This window comes from Aeromicrobium sp. Root236 (genome assembly GCF_001428805.1).
Classification (GTDB): Bacteria; Actinomycetota; Actinomycetes; order Propionibacteriales; family Nocardioidaceae; genus Aeromicrobium.
Genome location: NZ_LMIS01000001.1, coordinates 3,027,736 through 3,046,734, shown reverse-complemented (window position 1 = coordinate 3,046,734; position 18,999 = coordinate 3,027,736). Strand labels below are relative to the sequence as shown.

Here is an 18,999-nt window from a genome sequence, read left to right as displayed (position 1 = left end):
CTGTGCTCAGTACTGACGGCTCGGCAGGGCGGCCTTGGCCTGCGCCTGGTCGAACTCGCCTTCCTTCGTCTCGACACGCGCCGGGACGTCCTCGCCTGCGACGACCTTCTTGGCCAGGTCCATCAGCTGCGGGCCGAGGAGCGGGTTGCACTCGACGATGTAGTTGATCTTGCCCTCGGACAGCGCCGTCATGCCGTCCTTGACCGCGTCGATCGTGACGATCTTGATGTCGACGCCGGGCTTCTTGCCGGCTGCCTCGATGGCCTCGATCGCGCCGAGTCCCTCGTCGTCGTTGTGGGCGAAGACGACGTCGATGTCCTTCTGCGACTTCAGGAACGCCTCCATCGTCTTCTTGCCGCCGTCGCGGGTGAAGTCACCCGTCTGCGACGCGACGATCTTGATCTTCGGGTCGGCCTTGATCTTGTCCTCGAAGCCCTTCTTGCGATCGATCGCCGGAGCGGCGCCGGTCGTGCCCTGGATCTCGACGACGTTGATCTTGCCGTCCTTGTTGACGTCGTTGGTCGCGGCGTTGTCGACGACCCACTGGCCGGCCTTGTTGCCCTCGAGCACGAAGTCGGAGCCGAGGAACGTCTTGTAGAGCGACTTGTCCTTCGAGTCGACGGCGCGGTCGGTCAGGATCACGGGGATCTTGGCGCGCTTGGCCTCCTGCAGAACCGTGTCCCAGCCGGTCTCGACGACGGGGCTGAACGCGATGACGTCGACCTTCTGCTGGATGTACGAACGGATCGCCTTGATCTGGTTCTCCTGCTTCTGCTGAGCATCGGAGAACTTGAGCTTGATGCCGGCATCCTTGGCCGAGGCCTGGATCGACTTGGTGTTTGCTGTCCGCCAACCACTCTCGGCGCCGACCTGGGCGAAGCCCATGGTGATGTCGCCGGAGCCTCCCGAGCCGCCGGATCCGCTGTCACTGCTGCTGCCACAGGCAGCCAGGCCGCTGGCCAGGACTACGCCCGCGCTCACGGTGATGAGTTTCTTGAACACTGTTTCCTCCATCTGGGATGGGACACCCCAAGTCACTCGACTTCGGGAGAGCCAGGACACTCGCGGGCGGACATCCGCTCGAGTCCTTGAAGCCTTGCCTCGGATTGAGGTGCGGCCCCGTTGTTAGCGTTCACGTAAACCACTGTGTGACGTGGACCACGCGAACCCTGCGTTGAATTGTTAACGCTAACAACTCCGGCGTCAAGTAAATCTCTCAAGAAACTTTCATGTCGATCGGTGACAGCCCACCCAAGATGTGAGCGTGAACAATTTGTTGCCTCACCTAGCACAATTGGCTGGAATCACAGCGGTTCCAGCGAATTGTGACACGTCACAACAGATGTACGAGCCGCCCGCGTGCGTACGTGCGGGTGACCCGGACGGCCCCGATCCTCGCCGAATCGATCGAGAGGACATCCGCGTCGAGGACCGCGAGATCGGCGGCCTTGCCGACCGCGAGGCTGCCGGTCGCCAGATCGCGCCGACTCACCCACGCACTGCCCCGGGTGTAGGCCTCGATCGCCTCGACCACCGTAAGGCGCTCACGGGCCAGCAACGGCTCGGCGTCGGAGCCGGCTGCCACCCGGTTGACGGCGACGTGGATGCCGAGCAGAGGGTTGGGCGACGACACCGGCCAGTCGCTGCCGAACGCGAGGCGGGCGCCGGCATCGACCAGGGACCGGAAGACGTACTGCTGCTCACGAGCCGTCGCGCTCAGGAACGGCAGGGTCAGGTCGGCCATCTGGTCGTCGAGGCACGCCCACAGCGGCTGGGCGTTGGCCGTGACCTCGAGCTCCGCGAACCGCGACACGTCGTCGGGCCGCACGATCTGGACGTGCGCGAGGTGGTGCCGGTTGCCACGCCGGCCGTTGACGGCGACAGCGTGCTCGATCGCGTCGAGGCTGTCGCGCACGGCCCGGTCGCCGAGGGCGTGGATGTGCACCTGGAAGTCCGCGGCGTCGAGCAGCTGGACGTAGCGGGCGAGGTCGGCGGCCTCGATGAACGACAGGCCGTGGTTGTCCGTCGCGTGGCCGTGATGATCGAGGTAGGGCTCGACCACGGCCGCCGTGAACGTCTCGCAGACGCCGTCCTGCATGATCTTGACGGAGCCGGCGTCGAACCCCGCCGCGGCCGCCCGCTCGCGGCGCTCGACGAGCTCGGCGATCTGCTCCTCGCCACGGTCACGGTCCCACCAGAGCGCGCCCACGACCGCGGCCGTCAGCGTGCCACCGCGCTGCGCCGCGAGGTAGGTGTCGAGCGCGTCCGGCATGCCGAGCCCCTCGCCGACGAGGGCGTCCTGCCACCCGGTGATGCCCAGCGAGTGCAGGTGGGCCTGAGCCGTCTGTAGCGCGTCGGCGATGTCGTCGTCGGTAGGGCGCGGGACGAGGTGGCGTACGAGCTCCATCGCACCTTCGTGGAGCGCCCCGGTCGGCTGCCCGCGGTCGTCACGCTCGATGCGGCCGTCGGCGGGATCCGGTGTCGCAGCGGTGATGCCGGCCAGCTCGAGAGCCGCGGAGTTGACCCAGGCGCTGTGGTGGTCGCGGTTGGGCAGGAAGACGGGCCGGTCCGACACGATGCGGTCGAGCACCGCCGCCGTGGGGACGCCGCCCGGGAAGACGTCCATCGACCAGCCGCCACCGACGATCCACCCGGCCCGGGGATGCGCCAGCGCGTACGCCGCGATGGTGGCGACGTAGTCGTCCAGGTCGTGCCCCTCGGCGAGGTTGCAGGCGTTCATCTCGAGGCCGGCCTGCACGGGGTGGACGTGCGCGTCCTGGAACCCCGGCAGCACCCAGCCGCCCTCGAGATCGACCACCTCCGCCGATGGCACGAGACCCTCGAGACCGGCGACGGATCCGAGGCCGACGATGACACCGTCACGCACGGCGATCGCGTCGACGCCGGGTTGCCACGCCCCGTCGCCGTACACGTGGGCGTTGGTCAGCAGCAGCTCCGTCATCAGGTGATGAGGTGCGAGTGATAGTCCGGGATCTCGAGGTCGCTCCGCAGGATGCAGAACTCGTTGCCCTCGGGATCGGCCAGGACCATCCAGCCGAGACCCTGCGGGGTGCGGAGGTCGGAGACGACGGTCGCACCCAGCGCCAGCACGCGTTCGATCTCGTCCTTCTGGGTGCGATCGGTGGGGCGCAGGTCGAGGTGGATGCGGTTCTTGACCTGCTTGTCCTCGGGCACCTCGATGAACAGCAGCCGGGTCCGGCCGTCGCGCGAGAAGATCATGCACTCCTCGTGGCCCGGCTCGTTGGGGTCACGGGGATCCTGCTGCATGTCGAGCACCTGCGCCCACCACAGTGACTGCGCGTGCGCGTCATGGCAGTCGATCGTGGTGTGCGAGATGCGGCTCGTCATGGTTCCCATCTGACCACAGGACGCAGGCGGCGGCGATCCGTCGTTCAGGCCAGGCTCTCGGCCAGCGCGGCGATGTCGGCCGGCCCGATGCGGCAGCACCCTCCGACGTACGCGACGCCGGCGTCGATCCAGGCCGGCACGAGCCCGAGGTCGTACGACGGCTCGCCGAGCCACGTGTGCGTCGCGCTGTCCCACGCCTGTCCGCTGTTGGGATAGGCGACGCCGGGCTTGCCGGTCACGTCGTGGGCGACCTGGACGGCGGCGAGGACGTCCGCCGGTGCGCAGCAGTTGACCCCGGTGGCGATCACCGCATCGGTGTCAGCGACGAGGGCGAAGGCCTCCCTCAGGGGTTGTCCGGCGCGGGTCGCCTCGCCCTCGATCGTGAACGACAGCCAGGCCGGGATGCCGATCTCGTCGAGCAGCCCCGCGAGGACGGTCGCCTCCTCGAGGTCGGGGATCGTCTCGACCGCGAACAGGTCGGGCTCCGCGGTGGCGAGCAGCTCGAGCCGCGGCCCGTGGAAGTCGTAGAGCTCCGTCGCGGAGAGCCCGTAGCGCCCGGAGTACTCCGAGCCGTCCGCGAGCACCGCGCCGTACGGTCCCACGGAAGCCGCGACCAGGCGGCCGGGAGCCTCGTCGCGCACGTCCCGGGCGATCGCGACGCTCAGGCGTATCAGCGCCTCGGCCCCGGGGATCGTCATGCCGGCACGGACGAACCCGGACACGCTCGCCTGGTAGCTCGCGGTGGTGGCGACCTGGGCCCCGGCCTCGAAGTACGCCCGGTGGACCGCGGCGATCTCGTGCGGAGCGTCGCGCAGCAGCTCGGCGGTCCAGAGCTCCGACGACAGGTCGTGCCCACGTTGCTCGAGCGCGTTGGACAGTCCGCCGTCGAGGATCATGCGTCCAGTCTCGCTCAGCCCGGAGGATCCGCGCTGACGAGGCCCGACTGGTAGGCGACGACGACCAGCTGGGCGCGATCGCGGGCGTCGAGCTTGATCATGGCGCGGTTCACGTGGGTCTTGGCGGTCAGCGGGCTGACGAACAGCTGCTCGGCGATCTCGTCGTTGGAGAGGCCCTGCGCCACCAGCCCGACGACCTCACGCTCGCGTCGTGTCAGCACCTCGAGCTCCGCCGGTGTCGCGACCGGCCGGCCGGAGGGCTGGGCCAGGAAGTTGGTGATGAGGCTGCGCGTCGCCCGCGCGGACAGCAGGGCGTCGCCGACCGCGACCGTACGGATCGCGGCGAGGAGCTCCTCGGTCTCGACGCCCTTGCCGACGAAGCCGCTCGCCCCGGCACGCAACGCCTCGATCAGGTAGTCGTCGGTCTCGAACGTCGTCACCACGAGCACCTTGACGCCGGCCAGGTCGTCGTCGGCGCAGATCGCGCGGGTCGCCTCGAGCCCGTCCATCTCCGGCATGCGTACGTCCATCACGATGACGTCGGCCCGCGTGCTGCGGGCGAGCTCGACGGCCTCCTTGCCGTTGGCCGCCTCGCCCACGACCTCGAGCTCGGGGTCGGACTCGATGAGCACGCGAAAGCCGCTGCGGATCAACGCCTGGTCGTCGGCGAGCAGCACCCGGATCGTCATACGGCGGGCTCGAAGGGCAGCCGGGCCGCGACGCGCCACGCGTCGCCGTCGTTGTGTGTCCTGACCGTGCCGCCGACAGCCTTGGCCCGCTCGTGCATGCCGAGCAGTCCGTGGCCCGCGCCGCCGAGCGAGGTCGCACCGGGGCACGGGTTGGCGATGTCGATGCAGAGTGCGCCCCGCTCGAACGTGAAGTCCAGCGTGGCGGTTCCCGAGCCGTGCTTGTGGGCGTTGGTCAGGCCTTCCTGGATCAGCCGGTACGCGACGAGCTCGACGGCCGGCGGCAGGGCATGGGGCTCGCCCTTGGCCTGGACGTCGACAGTGAGGCCCGACGCCGAGAACGAGTCGATGAGCGAGGTGAGTCCGCCGAGGCCGGGCGCCGGCGCGGTCGGCGTGATGGGTTCGTCGGGCTGGCGGAGCACGTCGAGGAGGCCGCCCAGCTCGTCGAGCACCGAGCCGCTGGCCCGGCGGATGTGGGCGATGGCTTCGTGCGCCTCGGCGGGCTTGGTGTCGAGCAGGTGGTCCGCGACGCCGGCCTGCACGTGCACCACCGCGATGTGGTGGGCCACGACGTCGTGCAGCTCGCGCGCGATGCGCAGGCGCTCGGCCACGACGCGGCGCTGCGCCTCCTCCTCGCGGCTCTCCTCGGCGTCGATCGCGCGCTGCTCCACCTCGGCGAACCACTCCTTGCGTGAGCGGACCGCGCTCGCGGCTGCCGCGGCGAATCCGGTCCACGCGAACACCGAGAAGTTCTCGAACCGGAGGACCGACTCGGTGCCGAGGGCCATGGCGCCGGCGAGGATGAACCCGCTGACCAACCACACCGCGATGCTCCCCTTGCGCTCGGCGCGATAGGCGACGGTGCAGATCGCGACGAACGCCATCGCGAGGATCGGTGACTTCCCGTGCTCGAGAACGAGCACCACGGCCGTGCCGGCGAGCACGAGGCCCAGCACGGTGTGGGGATAGACGCGCCTGAACGCGATCGCGACGAGCATGCCGATCACGATCGCGGGCGGGACCCAGTTGGGTCCGCTCGGCGGCTCGCCACTGTCGTGCGGGACCAGGAACGCGATCAGTCCGAGGGCGACGGCAAGCACGATGTCAGCCCCGAAGGGATGACACCGTGCCTGCTCGACGAGCTCGTCCTTCAGCTTCACGTGCTCAGCCTGTCACGCCCTCGCAGGTTGGTCGACGGTGTCGAGCTCCGCGATCTCCGCCACGGGCGCGTCCTCCATCGGCTCGACCGACAGGTGCGGCAGCCGGCGGTCGATCCAGGCCGGCAGCCACCAGTTGGCGGCGCCGAACCAGTGCATCAGCGCCGGCACGAGCAGCATCCGGAGGATGAACGCGTCCACCGCGACCGCCGCCGCCAGGCCTATGCCGAACTCGGCGATCACGCGTTCACCCTCGAACACGAACGCGATGAACACGCTGATCATGATGAGCGCCGCTGCGGTGATGACCCGTCCGGTCTCGCTCTGGCCGATGACCACGGCCCGGCGGTTGTCCTTGGTGTGGGTCCACTCCTCGTGCATCCGGCTGACCAGGAACACCTGGTAGTCCATCGACAGGCCGAACAGGATCGCCAGCATGATGACCGGCAGGAACGCCTCGACCGGGCCCTCCTTGCCGATGCTCACCAGGTCACCCAGCCAGCCCCACTGGAAGACCGCGACGAGCACACCGAAGGCCGCGCCGGCCGCCAACAGGTTCATCAGCGCTGCGGTGAGCGGCACGACGATGCTGCGGAACGCGACCATCAGCAGGATGCAGCCCAAGGCGACGATGACGCCGAGGAACAGCGGCAGCTTGCCGGTCAGCACGTCGGCGAAGTCGCCGAACGTCGCGGTGTTGCCGCCGACGTACACCTGCAGGGTGCTGCCCTTCTCGGCCGCCGGTATGACGTCGTCGCGCAGGTTGTCGATGAGCCGGGTCGTGGCCTCGTCCTGCGGAGCACTCTTCGGCACGACCTGGACGATGCCGACGGTGGCGTCGGCCTTCATCGGCAGCGCCGTGGCCGCGGCGACGCCCGGGGTCGCCTCGACGTCGGACACGAGCGTCTTCAGAGCCTGTTGGTCGCCGGGCGACTTGAGCTCGGCGACGAGCTGCAGCGGCCCGTTGAAGCCGGGACCGAAGCCGTCAGCCAGGAGGTCGTACGCCTTGCGGGTCGTCGTGTCGGCCGGGTTGTTGCCGGCGTCGGCGGACCCGAGCCGCAGGGAGAAGAACGGGATAGCCAGGACCGCGATGAGGCCGAGCGCGACGACCGAGACGAACGCCTTGCGCCGCGCGACGAAGCGGGCCCAGCGGGCCCAGACGCCCACGGCCTCGAGCTGTGGGCCTTCCGCGGCGAGGACCCGGCGCTCACGGCGGGACAGCAGCCGCATGCCGAACAGGCCGAGGAACGCCGGCGTCAGCGTCAGTGCGGCCACGACCGTCCAGAGCACCGTCACGGCAGCCCCGATGCCCATGCCGGCGAGGAAGTCGACGTTGAGCACCAGCAGGCCGAGCAGCGCGATCACGACCGTGCCACCGGCGAACAGCACCGAGCGGCCCGACGTGTTGAGCGCCTTGATCGCGGCCTCCTCCGGCTCGAGTCCCATCTTCAGGCCCGTGCGATAGCGCGTCACGATGAACAACGCGTAGTCGATGCCGACACCCAGGCCGATGAGGGCCGCCAGGGTCGGGGTCACGTCGCTCAGGCTCAAGGCGTGGGACAGCAGCGCGATGGACATCATCCCGCCGCCGACGCCGGCGATCGCGACGATCAGCGGAAGCACCATGCCCAGCAACGAGCCGAAGGCGAGGAACAGGATCACGGCGGCCGCGGCGATGCCGAACAGCTCGGTGCTGCCCGGACCGGCCTGCGTCGCGGTGTCGATCGCCTGGCCGCTCAGCTCGACCTGCAGCCCGTCGCCCCGAGCGTCCTGCGCCGTGTCGATGACGGCTTCGATGTCCTTGAGCGCGAGCTCGTCGGCCTGCTTGTCGAACTGCACCGTGGCGTACGCGGTGCGGCCATCGCTGCTGACCTGGCTGGCGCCGGCCTCGTCGTACGGGCTGGTGATGCCGACGACCGAGTGGACCGAGCCGACCTCCTTGAGCATCGCGTCGACCCGCGTCTTGACCGCCGGATCGGTGATCTTGCCCTCGTCGACGTGAAGGACGATCTGGTCGGCGTCGCCGGCGGACTCCGGCAGCGACTTCTGCAGCAGGTCGAGCGCCTTGGTCGACTCGGTGCCGGGCAGGTCGAACGCGTCGGAGTAGCTCGTACCGGCGGCCATCGAGGCACCGCTGACTGCGATCAGCAGCGCGATCCAGATGCCGATGACGGAGAGGCGATGGTTGAAGCACCATCGAGCGAATGCAGCCATGGGGATCCTCCGAGAAAACGGGCCGCGGGTCTCGCGGCAGTGTGACCACCCTCCCGAACCAGCGCGGTCCGGCGCGTCCTCCGTACGCCGTGACTCTCGACTACCACGAGGGCAGTACGTGGGGCCGTTCCTACGCCTGTCGCAGCAGCGGCCTTCACCTGTGGGCACGTTCCGGACTAGCGTGGCCGGATGCATGTGATCCACACCACAGGAACCACGCGGCCCGACGGGCGCATCCTCGACAGCATCGAGGGCGCGGCGTACGGCGCCGGGGTCTCGTTGATCTTCTCCGACAGCGACGAGGACGGCGAGGGCCCCTACCTGCACCAGCACCCGTACGCCGAGACGTTCGTGATCCGGGGCGGCCGGGCGTTGTTCACGGTCGCCGGCGAGCAGCTCGTGGGCGTCGCGGGCCAGGTGCTCGTCGTCCCGAAGCTCACGCCGCACAAGTTCGAGGTCGTGGGGCCGGAGCGCTACATCGCGACCCACATCCACGCCAGCGAGACGTTCATCACCGAGTGGCTCGAGGGGCCCCGGGCTCAAGGGGCGGGTGCGGGCTCCTCCCCGTAGCCTCGAGAGGTCATGGCGACCCATCTCGTCTACCTCCTCGGCGGCGCGGCCCTCCTGCTGGCCGTCGTCCTGCCGTACGCGCTGAGGACCGCTGCGCTGTCGCCGCCGGTCGTCCTGCTGGGTCTTGGTGCGCTGATCGGGCTGCTGCCGGGCATCGACGACTCGGCGTTCTCGCCCGTCGCGCATCGCGGGTTCGTCGAGCACCTGGCCGAGTTCACGGTGCTCATCGCCCTGATGGGCGTCGGCCTCGCGCTGGATCGTCCGCTCAGCCTGCGGTCGTTCAGGTCGTGGCGGCAGTGGAGCGCGACCTGGCGCCTGCTGGCGGTCGCGATGCCACTGTCGATCGCGGGCATCGCGTGGCTGGGTTGGTGGGTCATGGGCCTCGCGCCGTCAGCGGCCCTGCTGCTCGGAGCGGCACTGGCGCCGACGGATCCGGTGCTGGCCTCGGACGTGCAGGTCGAGGGGCCGACCACGACCGAGGGCGACCAGGACGAGATCGACGAGGACGACGAGGTGCGCTTCGCCCTGACCTCCGAGGCGGGTCTCAACGACGGGCTCGCCTTCCCGTTCGTGCAGGCGGCGATCCTCCTCGCGGCGAGCGGCTCGTTCGCGGACTGGGGTGCCCGGTGGGTCGCCTGGGACCTCGCCGGCAAGGTCGTCGTGGGCTCGGCGATCGGCGTCGCCGTCGGTTGGGTGCTCGCGAAGATCGCTTTCCGGTCCAACCAGCCCTCGCTGCGCACGGCGGACTCCGGCGAGCCGCTGCTGGCGCTGGCTGCGGTGCTGCTGGCGTACGGGATGACGGAGGTCGCCGGCGGATACGGCTTCCTCGCGGTGTTCGCGTGCGCCATGACGATGCGGTCGGCGGAGCGCGGTCACGACTACCACGCGCTGATGCACGACGTCATCGAACGGCTCGAGCGGCTGCTGACGCTGATCGTCCTGCTCCTGCTCGGGGTGGCGCTGACGAATGGTCTCCTGTCGGCGCTCACCTGGCAGGCGGCACTGGTCGCCGTCCTGCTACTCCTGGTCGTACGCCCGTTGAGTGGGATGGTCGCGCTGTTCGCGGGCCGCTCCGACCTGCGCGTCGGGACCAACACGATGGGTCCGCGAGAGCGTGCGGCCACGGCGTTCTTCGGGGTGCGGGGCGTCGGCTCGATCTACTACCTGGCGTACGCGACGGGGCACGCCGACTTCCACGACGTGCCGCTGCTCTGGTCGACGGTCGGCCTGGCGATCACCTTGTCGGTGATCCTCCACGGCGTCACGGCGACACCGGCGATGCGCTGGCTCGACGCCAGGCGGGAGGCATAGGGCTGGTCAGGGGCTGGCGGCGAGGAACAGGAACGAGCCGAGGATCGCAACGTGGATGCCCCCCTGCAGGATCGTCGCCCGGCCCGGCACGACGGTGAGGACGCTCGTGATCATCGTCAGCGAGAGCAGCACGAGCTCGGTCGAGCCGAGGCCGAGCACGAGCGGACCGTCGAGCCAGATCTGCGAGATCGCGATGACCGGGATCGTGAGACCGATGCTGGCCATCGCCGAGCCGTACGCCAGGTTGAGGCTGATCTGCACACGCTTGCGGCGAGCCGCGCGAACCGCCGCGATCGTCTCCGGCAGCAGGATCAGCAGCGCGATGGTGACCCCGACGACGGCCTGCGGCATGCCGGCGGCGTCGACGGCATCCTCGAGGGAAGGCGAGACGTTCTTGGCGTTGCCCACGACCGCGGCCAGGGCGATCAGGAGGAAGCCGAGGCTGAGCCACGCCGCACGGGCCGAGGGCGGCGAGGCATGGTCGTCGTCGGAGGCGACCGACCCGTCGCTCCTGGTGGGCAGGAAGTAGTCGCGGTGCCGCACGGTCTGCATGCCGACGAACAACAGGTAGAGGCCCAGCGAGGCAACGGCGGCGAACCCGAGCTGGCCCGGCGTGAACACCGGTCCGGAGCGGCCCGTCGTGAAGGTCGGGAGCACGAGGCACAGCGTCGCCACGGTGCCGACCGTCGCCAGGGCCGCGCCGGTGCCCTCGGCGTTGAAGTGGGCGACCTGACCCTTGCGGGTCGCGGCGAGCAGCGAGACGCCGACGATCCCGTTGCAGGTGATCATGATCGCGGCGAAGACCGTGTCGCGGGCCAGGCTCTCGCTGCCCTTGGCTCCCGTCGTCACGAGGGTCACGATCAGCGCGACCTCGATGACCGTGACGGCGACCGCCAGGACCAGTGACCCGTACGGCTCGCCGACCCGGTGGGCGATGATCTCCGCGTGGTGCACCGCGGCGAGCACGGCGCCGCCGAGGAACGCCGAGACGACGGCGACCGCGAGCCACGGGAGGTCACGGTGCCAGGCCAGGGCGAAGACGATCAGGGCGGCGACCGGCACGATCCCGGTCCATCGGCTGGTCAGGACGGCGAGCCGGGAAGTCATGCCTCCACCTTTTCAGGTTCGTGGTCGTCGTGACCAACCAGCGAACTCGCGGTGCGGCAAACCGGTACGGTGCTGGGATGGCAGTGAAGAGTCCCTGGCTGATCGCCTTCGGGGTCGTGTCCGTCGTGCACCTGGCGCTCAACGCCGCCGACGCCACGCCGTGGGACAGCATCACCAAGTGCTTCATCGCCCCGCTGCTCGCCGCGTGGGTCGTGGAGCAGGGCGGGCCGAGGCTGCTCGTCGCGGCGCTCGGCTTCTGCTTCCTCGGCGACCTGTTCCTCGAGCTCGGCGACGACGTGTTCGTCGTCGGCATGGCGGCGTTCGCGGCGGCCCATGTCTGCTTCATCCGGTTCTTCATCGCCCGCGGCGCTCTCGGCCGGTTGCGAGGCAAGCCCTGGATCCTGGTGGTCTACGTCGCCGCGGCGATCGGCCTCGTCGCCTGGGCGTGGAGCGGCCTCGAGGTGGGGCTGCGGCCGATCGTCCCGGTGTATGCCGCCCTGCTCCTCGGCACGGCCTCGACCTCGCTCGCCACGGACCTCCGGGCCGGGATCGGCGGCGCCTGCTTCCTGGTCTCCGACGGCATCATCGCGCTCGGCGAGGCCGACCGCATCGACAAGGACGCGACCGGCACGGGACTCGCGATCATGGGGCTCTACATCGTCGCGATCCTGCTTCTGGCGACCGGCATCCTGGGCCGCGAGAAGCGGACGATCGCCGCCGGAGCCGGCTTCGACCCGACGATCCGCACCGACTGCTGGCCCCGGCTGCCGCAGAAGATGTAATGCCGGGCGGCGACGTGGACATAAACGGTCATGACTGCCGATGAGGACGAGCGCCGCCGCGCTTTCGAGACGCTCTACCGGATCACCCTCCCCTCGATCCGTTCGTACGCCCGACGGCGCGCGCCTGACGACCTCGCCGAGGACGTCGTCGCGCAGACCTACCTGACGGCCTGGCGGCGCTGCGACGAGGCCGTCGCCGGTGGGCTGCCGTGGCTCTATCGCACGGCGAGGTTCACGCTCGCCAACCACCAGCGCACCGAACGTCGTCAGCTCCGCGTCGCCCAGCGCGTCACCGACACCACGGAGCTCGTCGAGTCCGACGGCACTGCCGCGGCCGACGACCGGTCACTCGTGCTCGAGGCCATCGAGCGGCTCAGCGACGACGAGCGCGAGATCCTGCTGCTCGTCTACTGGGAGCACCTGACCGTCAAGGCCGTCGCGGTCGTGCTCGACTGCCGGCCCGGCACCGCAGCCGTTCGCCTGCACCGCGCCCGGCGCAAGCTGCGCGACGCGCTCTCGGACCCACCGGGTCCCCAGCGCGTACCCGCCCATCCCACCGCCCACACCGCAGAGGTGCCCTCATGAACGCCATCACCCGTACGCTCGCCGAGCTGGACCCGCAGGCCGACGCCGCCACGCAGATCACCGCCCAGGACGAGGAGCTGCTCCGCGCCATCATGGCGACACCGCATTCCCCGGTCATCGAGCTTGCCGAAGTGACGCCACGTCGACACGTACGCCGCACGCTCATCGTCGCCGGTGCCGTCGCCGCCACGGTCGCCCTCGGCCTGACCCGGATCGACCTCGGCGGTCACGACGTCGCCGGATCGCCTGCAGCCGCCGTGCTGGAGCACGCCGCCGACGTCACGATCAAGGCGTCGGACCCCGTGGTCGGTCCCGGTCAGTACCTCCGCATCAGCACGGTGCAAGAGGGCTGGACGTACAGGGGCTACTTCTACCCGGAGGGCGAGGCGCCTGACAAGGTGACCGTCGACGTCGGCGACGACGGCCGGCCGCAGTTCTTCAAGGTGCGATCCGTCGACCGTACGTTCATCCCGTACGACCATGACCAGGGCACGTGGGTGTTCACCCAGGACTCCACGATCGTGCAGCACATGAGCAGCGACCACACGCCGTACGACGACGGACCCAGCCACGAGGCGTGGACGTCCAAGGGCGGTGCCACGTCGAAGATCCGGGAGTACTCCAAGTACCTCGACGCCGACTGGTACGCGTCGCTCCCCCGCGACCCCGACGCGCTGCTCAAGGAGCTGCTGAAGGACGCGCATCACTACGCGCCGATCGAGCACTACGTGGCGCTCGAGGAGGCCGCCGCACCGGTCCTGACCAGTGGGGTCGCGCCTGCCGACATCCGTGCAGCGCTGTTCAGGGCACTGGCCAAGGAGCCGAAGGTACGGATCTCCGACGACGCCCCGGTCCTCGACGGCCGACAGACGTTCGCCCTCCACATCGGCTACTCCGACCTGCTGTTCGACAAGGAGACCGCGCAGTACGCCGGTCGGCAGGAGATCCCGGACCCCGCCGACGGCGAGCCTCGAGTCCCGGGCCTCGGTCCCCACGAACCGCAGTCCGTCACGACGTTCCACGTCGACGTCGTGGACACCGCGCCGGGACAGGACTGACGCCGCCGCACGGCGTAGCCTGAGCAGCGTGCCTGGATCCGACCTCACCTACCGGGTGGTGGTCCGGATCTTCGGCACGCTGTTCCGGTTGATGGGCTACCGCTTCGACGTCCGCGGGGTCGAGCGCCTCCCGACGAGCGGCGCCGGCGTGGTCGCCGGCAACCACATCGGCTTCCTCGACTTCACGTTCATCGGGTACGCCGCCCGGCCGCGCAAGCGTCGCATCCGGTTCATGGCCAAGCGCTCGGTCTTCGAGCTGCCGGTCGTCGGGCGGCTCATGCGGGCCATGCGCCACATCCCGGTCGACCGGAAGTCCGGCGCCCGGGCGTACCGGCAAGGGCTGCGCCTGCTCGACGACGGTCAGCTCGTCGGAGTCTTCCCGGAGGCGACGATCAGCCGCTCGTGGCTGCTCAAGCCGTTCAAGCGCGGTGCCGCCGGGCTCGCGGTCAACCGGCAGGTGCCGCTGATCCCCGTCGTCGTGTGGGGCGGCCACCGCATCTACACCGTCGACGGGCACCGCTCGTTACGCCGACGCATGCCGGTCACGATCATGGTCGGTGAGCCACTGCTGCCGGCGGAGGGCGAGTCGGTCGACGAGCTGTCATTGCGGCTCCACGTCGCGATGGACGCGCTGCTCGCCGAGGCGATCGACACCTACCCGGCGCTGCCCCGCAACGACGAGGACCGCTGGTGGCTCCCCTACGATCGCGGTGGCAGCGCACCCGACCCGGAGACGGCGGCGGTGCTCGACCGCGAAGCCGTGGCCCGCATCGGCGACAGCTTCGACTGACCGAGGAGCACCATGACGTACGACGAGACCACACCCGTGACGGTCGGCGACCTGACCTTCGACGTACGCATCACCGGTCCAGAGGACGGGGAGCCGGTGATGCTGCTGCACGGGTTCCCGGAGAACTCCCTGTCGTGGTCGGGCGTCGTGCCGCTGCTCGCGGGAGCCGGCCTGCGGATCTTCGCTCCCGATCAGCGCGGCTACTCCCCCGGCGCCCGGCCATCAGGCGCCGAGTCGTACACGACCGACCTGCTCGCCGACGACGTCGCCGGGCTCGCGGACGCGCTCGGCATCGGCACGTTCCACCTCGTCGGCCACGACTGGGGCGCCGCGGTCGCGTGGGTCACCGCCGTGCGTCACCGCGACCGGCTCCGCACGTTGACCGCGGTCTCGGTGCCGCACCTCGCGGCGTACGGGGCGGCTCTCCAGGGTGACGCCGACCAGCAGCAGCGCGCGTCGTACATCGGACTGCTGCGTCAACCCGGCAAGGCCGAGCACGTGCTGCTCGAGGACGACGCCCAGCGCCTGCGGGCGATGTACGAGGGCCACGTCCGGCCTGCGCAGGTCGACAGCTATGTCGCGACGCTCTCCGAGCCGGGAGCTTTGACCGCAGCGCTCAACTGGTACCGCGCCATGCGGGGCGACCTCGCCTCGTTGCCGCCCGTCACGGTGCCCACGACATACGTGTGGAGCGACCAGGACCAGGCGATCGGCCGGGCGGCTGCGGAGCGATGCGGCGAGTTCGTCGACGCCGACTTCCGTTACGTCGAGCTGACCGGCACGAGCCACTGGATCCCGGAGCAGGACCCCGAGGCGCTCGCCGAGGCGATCCTCGCGCGCGTCGGCTGAGCTAGGCCAGGGCCTCGATGAGCTCGGCGCGGTGCTCGTCGAGGTTGAACACGAAGTCGGAGCGGTAGGCCTCGACGGCGAAGCCGCCTTCTGGTTGATCGACCAGCGGCGGCGCCCAGAAGTAGTGGAGCTCGTGGCCCGCAGCGGAGCCGAACAGGTACTCGTTGGCGGCGACGTACGCGCGGCTCGAGAGGACGACGATGCGCGCCTCGGGGTTGAGCATCATGCTGAACAGCGCGCTGCCGGCGAACCCCGCGATGACCTTCGCAGCGCGAACGGTGTGGGCCTGCTCGGCGTACGAGGAGTCCTCGGGATAGATCACGGTGTAGCCCTGCCCGGCCATGAACGCCTCGACCTCCGGCGTGTTGAGGCACCAGCGCTGGGTGCGGGTGCGCCGGGACAGAAAGATCTTCTCGGGGCGGCCCTGCGGCGAGGGGTCGGGGCCGAGCCCCGCGTAGAGCGCCTCCCACGTGTCGATGAGTCCGCGATCGGCGTAGTGCGGGTTCTCGAGCTGCGGCATGGCGGCGACGAGCGAGTCGACCCTGACGGACTCGCCCTCCGTGACCCAGAGGATGTCGTCGAGCGGGACGCCGAGGGCGCCGAGGATGTCGGCCTTCCACACCGGGAGGCGCGGCTTGCCGGGCTGGTGCGTCATGACGACGCGGAGGTCGGGGTTGCGCTCGTGGGCGATCCGCCAGCCCCAGTGCTTCGACAACGTCTCGGTCGTCAGGTGCCCGAAGTGGGTCGGGAAGGCGGAGTCGAACGAGAAGAACTCGCCGGCTTCATGACGTACGTCCGCCTGGTGCATGCGGTCCTCGAGCCGGCCGAACCAGGCGGTCGCGGGGATGATCCGCTTGTGGAACAGGCGCCCGGCCTGCCAGTGCCGGAACGAGTCGGGCAGCACGAGGTTGCCCTTGGTGGTGACTTCGCGGACGTGGCAGGTCACGTCGCTGTAGCGGCGCAGGGACAGTGCGGGCACGGAGATCGTCTCCTGCTTCTCGCGGGGCGCCGGCTCGCCGTGCATGTGGACGGTGGCGCGCGACTCGTACTCGTACGCCTCGTGGTGCGCGACGACCTCGCCCCAGTCGGCGCCGAGCTGGTCGCTCAGGACCTGCTCGACGGCGTGGTGGCGGAGGGTGAAGTGGTGGGTGCCGCGCTTGCGTACGACGCCGAGGCCTTGTGCATGTGGTTGGACGTCGATCGAGTCGGCGAGCTCCTGGCGGCGCCGGGCGGCGGCCTGGCCCTCGCCGCTGCGAGGTTCGGCGGCGCGGCGCACATCGGCGGTCCACGCGTCGGTGGTTCCGGCGGCCACGTAGGCGGCGCCGTCGGGCAGGGCGAAGACCGTCTGCCGGAGCAGGTTGACCCGGTTGCCGGTGTGGGTCGCGTCGAGGATCGCAGCCGGGCGCGGCATGGATCGGAGTGCGGTGAGGGCGGTGTCGATCGAGCCCTCGACCTGGATCGGGCGGACCTCGACGGCCGTTCTGTCCTTGAGGCGCTCGACGAGCTGGGGGTTGGGCTCGTCGAGGTAGACCACGATGAAGCCCTGTGTCGCGTTGAGGGCATCCGCGATGGCGTCGATGTCGCGGAGAGCACGAGTCAGGCGGTGGCGTCGGACAGCACGAGCAAGCCTGCTCCTCAAGGTCACGCAGGAAGTCTAGGTCGCGGTCCGGCTGGCCCAGGTTTGTTGGCCGGGGGCCCGGCCAGGCCCGCTCCTTGAGCTTGTCGAAAGGACCGCTCCCTCAGCTGTCGCGCCGTTCCTTGAGCTTGTCGAAAGGATCGCCTCACTGAGCTGTCGCCCCGTTCCTTGAGCTTGTCGAAAGGACCGCTCCCTGAGCTGCCCCGCTCCTTGAGCTCTGGGGGTCCCCCCAACATTGAGGGCATAGCCGTTGGGGGAGCGGAAGGAGTTGTCCACAGCCGGGATTGCAGTCGAAAAGGCGTGTCAGTGGTGGCGTCTAGGTTGGAAGTATGTTCACCGAAACCGCACCCGAAGCCGTCCTGGCCGAGGTGCGCGAACACGATTTCGGTGCCGACCCAGGGCATGGTTTCGGAGCCTCGCGGATCGATGCGATCGTGGCACTGGACCGGGCCATCAGCGCCGCGCAGGCTGAGCAGATGGCCCAGATCGCCGCGCTCCACGCCGAACGGGTCGCGTTGACCGGGGTCGGCCGCCCAGACCCCACGGTCTCGGTGATCGGTGAGATCTCCATGGCACGCAAGGTTGGCCTGGCCGCTGCGGGCACCCAGGTCGGCACCGCCCTGGGTGTGGAACGGCTGCCGCAGGTCCAGGCGTTGTTCCTGACCGGGCAACTGTCCGAACCGGTGGTCCGCGCCGTCGTCAACGAATCCGTGACCCTGGGTGCCGATGACTTGTTGGTGCTCGATGGTGAGATCGCCGACCAGCTCGTCGGGCTCACCCGACACGAGGCAGCACGGCTCACCGCACGCGCCGTGATCCGCATCGATGCCGAAGCCGCCGCCACCCGGGCCGAACGCAACCGCGCCGACCAACGCGTGTCCTTGTTTCCTGACACCGACGGTGTCGCGCACCTGCACGCACGCGGGCCGGCCGAACAGATCCTCGCCGCACATGCTGCTTTGGACCAGCACGCCCGTGCGCTGCGGGCGGCCGGTGACCCCCGCACGTTGGGCCAGATCATGACCCAAACCCTCATCGAACGACTCACCGGACAGTCCCATGCTGAGGACACCAACGTCGAGGTCCACCTCGTCATGGACGCCGAGACGTTCACTGGCCAGGACACCGGCGAACCGGTCGACCTGCCCGGCTACGGGCCCATCAGTCCCTCAGTGGCCGATGACATCATCGCCGGCGCACCCAACGCCTGGATCCGACGGTTCCTCGTCGACCCCGTCGACGGCACGCTGGTCGTCCGCGATCCCCGCCGCCGCCACTTCGACACCACCACCGCCAGCCACATACGCGCCCGCGACCAACGCTGCCGCCAGCCCGGATGCGACCTCAAGATCCGCCACCACGACCACATCCACGCCTACGCCGACGGCGGCCAAACCACCGCCGCGAACGGTCAAGGGCTCTGCACCAGATCCCACACCCTCAAACACCTACCCGGCTGGACCGTCACCCCTCAAAACAACGACACGGTCTGGACCACCCCCACCGGCCACACCTACATCTCCCGACCACCACCCCTCCTCCCCAAAGACCAACCCCACCACCCCCGCGAATAGGGCTGCCGCAGTTCGGCAGTTGAACTAGGGATCGAGTCACACCGGTATCGTCCGGCTATGAGACGGAGACCGAGTCGCCACGCGGCGCAGCCGCCTCCGCAGGTCCACGAGACGCAGTACCTGATCGAATCCGGGGACGGCGCGACCTTCTGTCTTTTCATCGAGCCTGAGTGCATCCAGTTCGACTTTCCGCCGTGCGAGAAAGTGCTGCTCATCTTCCGCAGTGCGAATCCGCTCTCCTACATCGAGATGAGTCATGCCGTCGACTGCCTCACCATCTGGCGTCCCGGCGACACCGAGGTCTGGGCGACTAGTGGCGACGGTCCGGCCGAGCAGGTGGCCGGATTCTCAGACCACCCCTTTCCATGGATCGACTCCGGTCACCAAGCAGAGGGTCGTCCGCCATGGGATTGGC

At 69.6% G+C, this 18,999-nt stretch carries 17 protein-coding genes; 8 read left to right on the top strand and 9 right to left on the bottom strand.

Annotated features, from left to right (window positions below):
- Nucleotides 1-6: 6 nt before the first annotated feature.
- The 7 genes from ASE12_RS15315 to ASE12_RS15285 all read right to left on the bottom strand — a co-directional run bounded on the left by ASE12_RS15315 (nt 7) and on the right by ASE12_RS15285 (nt 8,322).
- A complete protein-coding gene (locus tag ASE12_RS15315; RefSeq protein ID WP_235508924.1) occupies nt 7-981 on the bottom strand; it encodes an ABC transporter substrate-binding protein in 975 nt (324 codons plus the stop codon).
- A 352-nt stretch (nt 982-1,333) separates the two neighbouring features.
- Nucleotides 1,334-2,962, bottom strand: a complete 1,629-nt coding sequence (locus tag ASE12_RS15310; protein WP_056402448.1) for an amidohydrolase — start codon at nt 2,960-2,962, stop codon at nt 1,334-1,336.
- Nucleotides 2,962-3,369, bottom strand: coding sequence for a VOC family protein (locus ASE12_RS15305; RefSeq protein ID WP_056404890.1), 408 nt, complete (start codon nt 3,367-3,369; stop codon nt 2,962-2,964). The genes ASE12_RS15310 and ASE12_RS15305 overlap by 1 nt, the downstream gene beginning before the upstream one ends.
- 44 nt (nt 3,370-3,413) lie before the next feature.
- Nucleotides 3,414-4,265, bottom strand: coding sequence for a homocysteine S-methyltransferase (gene mmuM / locus ASE12_RS15300; protein ID WP_056402445.1), 852 nt, complete (start codon nt 4,263-4,265; stop codon nt 3,414-3,416).
- A 14-nt stretch (nt 4,266-4,279) separates the two neighbouring features.
- Nucleotides 4,280-4,954, bottom strand: a complete 675-nt coding sequence (locus ASE12_RS15295) for a response regulator transcription factor (protein WP_056402443.1) — start codon at nt 4,952-4,954, stop codon at nt 4,280-4,282.
- Nucleotides 4,951-6,111, bottom strand: a complete 1,161-nt coding sequence (locus ASE12_RS15290; RefSeq protein WP_056402440.1) for a histidine kinase — start codon at nt 6,109-6,111, stop codon at nt 4,951-4,953. The genes ASE12_RS15295 and ASE12_RS15290 overlap by 4 nt, the downstream gene beginning before the upstream one ends.
- A 12-nt stretch (nt 6,112-6,123) precedes the next feature.
- Nucleotides 6,124-8,322, bottom strand: a complete 2,199-nt coding sequence (locus ASE12_RS15285) for an MMPL family transporter (RefSeq protein WP_056402437.1) — start codon at nt 8,320-8,322, stop codon at nt 6,124-6,126.
- A 189-nt stretch (nt 8,323-8,511) separates the two neighbouring features.
- Here ASE12_RS15285 and ASE12_RS15280 point away from each other — a divergent pair, with 189 nt between their 5' ends.
- Entirely contained in the window at nt 8,512-8,892 is a 381-nt protein-coding gene (locus ASE12_RS15280; protein WP_157412970.1) for a cupin domain-containing protein, read from the top strand.
- A 12-nt stretch (nt 8,893-8,904) separates the two neighbouring features.
- Nucleotides 8,905-10,203, top strand: a complete 1,299-nt coding sequence (locus ASE12_RS15275) for a cation:proton antiporter (RefSeq protein WP_056402435.1) — start codon at nt 8,905-8,907, stop codon at nt 10,201-10,203.
- A gap of 6 nt (nt 10,204-10,209) precedes the next feature.
- On the opposite strand, the gene ASE12_RS15270 is transcribed toward ASE12_RS15275, so the two are convergent.
- On the bottom strand, nt 10,210-11,310 hold the full coding sequence (locus ASE12_RS15270; RefSeq protein WP_056402432.1) for a calcium:proton antiporter: 1,101 nt from the start codon (nt 11,308-11,310) through the stop codon (nt 10,210-10,212).
- A gap of 77 nt (nt 11,311-11,387) precedes the next feature.
- Here ASE12_RS15270 and ASE12_RS15265 point away from each other — a divergent pair, with 77 nt between their 5' ends.
- From ASE12_RS15265 to ASE12_RS15245, 5 genes are read left to right on the top strand one after another with little or no spacing between them, the layout of a single operon-like run.
- On the top strand, nt 11,388-12,092 hold the full coding sequence (locus ASE12_RS15265) for a lysoplasmalogenase (RefSeq protein ID WP_082582311.1): 705 nt from the start codon (nt 11,388-11,390) through the stop codon (nt 12,090-12,092).
- 30 nt (nt 12,093-12,122) lie between these two features.
- Nucleotides 12,123-12,677 (top strand): RNA polymerase sigma factor, encoded by a 555-nt coding sequence (locus ASE12_RS15260; RefSeq protein ID WP_056402429.1) that lies wholly within the window; start codon nt 12,123-12,125, stop codon nt 12,675-12,677.
- Nucleotides 12,674-13,735 carry a hypothetical protein gene (locus ASE12_RS15255; protein ID WP_056402425.1) on the top strand — a complete coding sequence of 354 codons (1,062 nt, stop codon included), beginning with the start codon at nt 12,674-12,676 and terminating at the stop codon, nt 13,733-13,735. The genes ASE12_RS15260 and ASE12_RS15255 overlap by 4 nt, the downstream gene beginning before the upstream one ends.
- A gap of 28 nt (nt 13,736-13,763) precedes the next feature.
- Entirely contained in the window at nt 13,764-14,525 is a 762-nt protein-coding gene (locus tag ASE12_RS15250; protein WP_056402422.1) for a 1-acyl-sn-glycerol-3-phosphate acyltransferase, read from the top strand.
- 12 nt (nt 14,526-14,537) lie between these two features.
- Nucleotides 14,538-15,374: an alpha/beta fold hydrolase gene (locus ASE12_RS15245; protein WP_056402419.1), complete on the top strand. Its 837-nt coding sequence runs from the start codon at nt 14,538-14,540 to the stop codon at nt 15,372-15,374.
- Nucleotide 15,375: 1 nt separating this feature from the next.
- Here the strand turns inward: ASE12_RS15245 and ASE12_RS15240 are convergent, their stop codons facing one another.
- On the bottom strand, nt 15,376-17,019 hold the full coding sequence (locus ASE12_RS15240; RefSeq protein ID WP_056402417.1) for a DUF563 domain-containing protein: 1,644 nt from the start codon (nt 17,017-17,019) through the stop codon (nt 15,376-15,378).
- 320 nt (nt 17,020-17,339) lie between these two features.
- Between ASE12_RS15240 and ASE12_RS15235 the strand changes: the two genes are divergently transcribed.
- A complete protein-coding gene (locus tag ASE12_RS15235; RefSeq protein ID WP_056402414.1) occupies nt 17,340-18,584 on the top strand; it encodes an HNH endonuclease signature motif containing protein in 1,245 nt (414 codons plus the stop codon).
- Nucleotides 18,585-18,999: the final 415 nt, after the last annotated feature.